At 54.2% G+C, this 2,428-nt stretch carries 2 protein-coding genes; both read left to right on the forward strand.

The window, feature by feature from the left end:
* The coding region (locus tag EOA29_RS33105; RefSeq protein WP_210213199.1) for an FtsK/SpoIIIE domain-containing protein at window positions 1–1,452 on the forward strand (1,452 nt) is incomplete at its 5' end.
* A 135-nt stretch (window positions 1,453–1,587) separates the two neighbouring features.
* A partial coding sequence (locus tag EOA29_RS33110) for a DUF262 domain-containing protein (protein ID WP_245468655.1) occupies window positions 1,588–2,428 on the forward strand: 841 nt, incomplete at its 3' end.

Raw genomic sequence — 2,428 nt, forward strand, 5'->3', positions numbered from 1 at the left:
GATGAGGGCGATCCCGAAGGCGGAATCGTTATTGAGGCCGTAGAACCGCGGAAAAATGATAATGGTTCGGTCGCCGTGAGTGGCGATGGCGGCGGTCTGTCCAGCGGGGAAATCACCCCCGCCCTAGTCTCGAGCCAAATTAACGACGAAGATCAGGCGACCATCTCAGCGCCGTCACAGGCAAACCCGCAACTCCATGCTCCAGCCTTGCCAAGCGGCGACACGACTGCTCCGACGCCCGACAAATTTTCTCGCGCCGGCGGCGAGGTCGGCATCGCCGCTCTCATCGAAGCTCGCGCTCAGAAAGCTCGCGAAAACTCGGCGGACGAACGTGAATGGTTGGCCAGCACAGCACAAAAGCTGCGCTCCGCGCTGCTCGGCTATAATCTTCAGGCCAAGCTCGTCGGCACGCGCCTGACTCCAAACGCCGCGCTGATCCGTTTCATGGGGTCGGATCGTCTGCGCGTCGAAGACATCGAAGCGAAACAATCATCTCTTCTGACGACGCATGGGCTCAGGCTGATCTCGATTTCCCCACTGCCGGGCGAGATCGTCGTGGGCGTAGCGCGGCCGCAGCGACAGGTCGTTTCACTTTGGGATGTTTGGGGCCGACGGGAAATCAATCGCAATGCCGCGGGAGTGAACACGTCCTTCGTGCTGGGCCTGAAGGAGCTTGATGGCGATATTCTCTATTTAAATCTCGGCGGCCCATTCGCTGGCGGGCAACAGCATGAGCCCCACACGCTCGTTGCCGGCGCAACCGGGTCGGGGAAATCCGTGCTGATCCAAGCCCTCCTCCTCGACATCGCTGCGACGAATTCTAGTGATCTGGCACACATCCACCTGATCGACCCGAAAATGGGTGTCGATTACGCGGCAATCGAGAGGCTCCCGCATCTGCAGGGCGGGGTGATTGTCGACCAATCGAGGGCGGTTGAGGTTATGGAGGGTCTCGTCACGGAGATGGAGCGCCGCTATGAGCTGTTCCGGTCCAAGGGGGCTCGAGACATTCGTGCATTCAATTCCAAGGTCGAGGCTGCCGAACGGCTGCCATACGTCTTCCTGGTCCATGACGAGTTTGCGGAATGGATGCTGACGGAAAATTACAAATCTGCGGTGACATCCAACGTATCGCGCTTGGGCGTGAAGGCACGCGCCGCCGGCATGCATCTAATCTTCGCAGCGCAGCGGCCTGATGCGAACGTCATGCCAATGCAGCTGCGTGACAACCTTGGTAACAGATTGATTTTGAAGGTTGCGAGTATCGGAACATCCGAAATCACGCTTGGCGTGAAGGGTGCGGAACAACTTTTGGGTCTTGGTCACCTTGCTGCGAAGCTGAGCGGCGAGCCAACTATAATCTATGCGCAGGCTGCGTTTCTTGCAGATGAAGATATCGACGCCGCGGTCGTTGCAATATCAAAATCAAATAGTGCGATGAGTCGCGATTGAAGGAGACACAGGGTGGGAACATGGAATTCAAGCCCGCATCCAATCTCGGACCTAAGGGATTGGAACTCACTTGGGCGCCTTGAATTGCGGCCTTCCTTTCAGCGGAAGGAAGTTTGGAATCCTGCGGCGCGCATTATGCTTATCGACACCATTCTGAGGCAGGTTCCAATGCCGAAGATGTTTCTTTGGAACGAGGTCCGCAATGAGCACACCCACAGGCAAGTGATTGACGGCCAGCAACGGATCTCAGCGATATTAGCGTTTTTAAGAGACGAATTCGCTTTAGATGAACCATACTCGGGCGAATTCCTCGGTAAAAAATTCAGTGAACTGCCGAAAGAAGTTAAAGATAGCATACTTCTATATAAGATTGACTACAATGAGGCCACTGGGTTTACAGAAGAAGAGGTAAGAGAGGTATACTCTCGTGTAAATAAGTATTCTATGCCGCTGAATAGGCAAGAATTACGCAGAGCTGACTTTCCTGGGAGGTTTCTTGAGCTGTCTACGGATCTCTCCCTAAATGAGTTTCTTGATGCCTCGAGGGTGTTCACCGTCGGCCAGCGAAGGCGAATGGGCGACGTAGAATTCGTGTCTGAGATACTCGCTGGCATGCTTGAGGGGCCGCAAGATAAGAAGGGGGACCTTGATTACTTCTATTCCAGATATGCGGAGTGGAGGCCTGCGGAAGAAGCCAAAGTCAAAGAAGATTTCTTAGCTGTCATATATGACCTGGAAGGCATTTTCGCCCCTGAAAAGTTGTCGTTAGCCAAGACCCGATTTCGGCAGAAATCGGATTTTTACTCGCTCTTTCTGACGATATACGAATTTCGAACCGCCGGAGATAGCTTGGCAGGCAAGGATCTCGAACCACTAAGGGGCGATCTACGGATACTTGACACGAATATAGCGCCAGAGTCCGAAATCGATGTCTTGAGCGAGTATGCGATAAAGTGTGTGTCGCAGGCCAATAGCG

Source organism: Mesorhizobium sp. M1E.F.Ca.ET.063.01.1.1, from assembly GCF_003998155.1.
Taxonomy (GTDB): Bacteria; Pseudomonadota; Alphaproteobacteria; order Rhizobiales; family Rhizobiaceae; genus Mesorhizobium.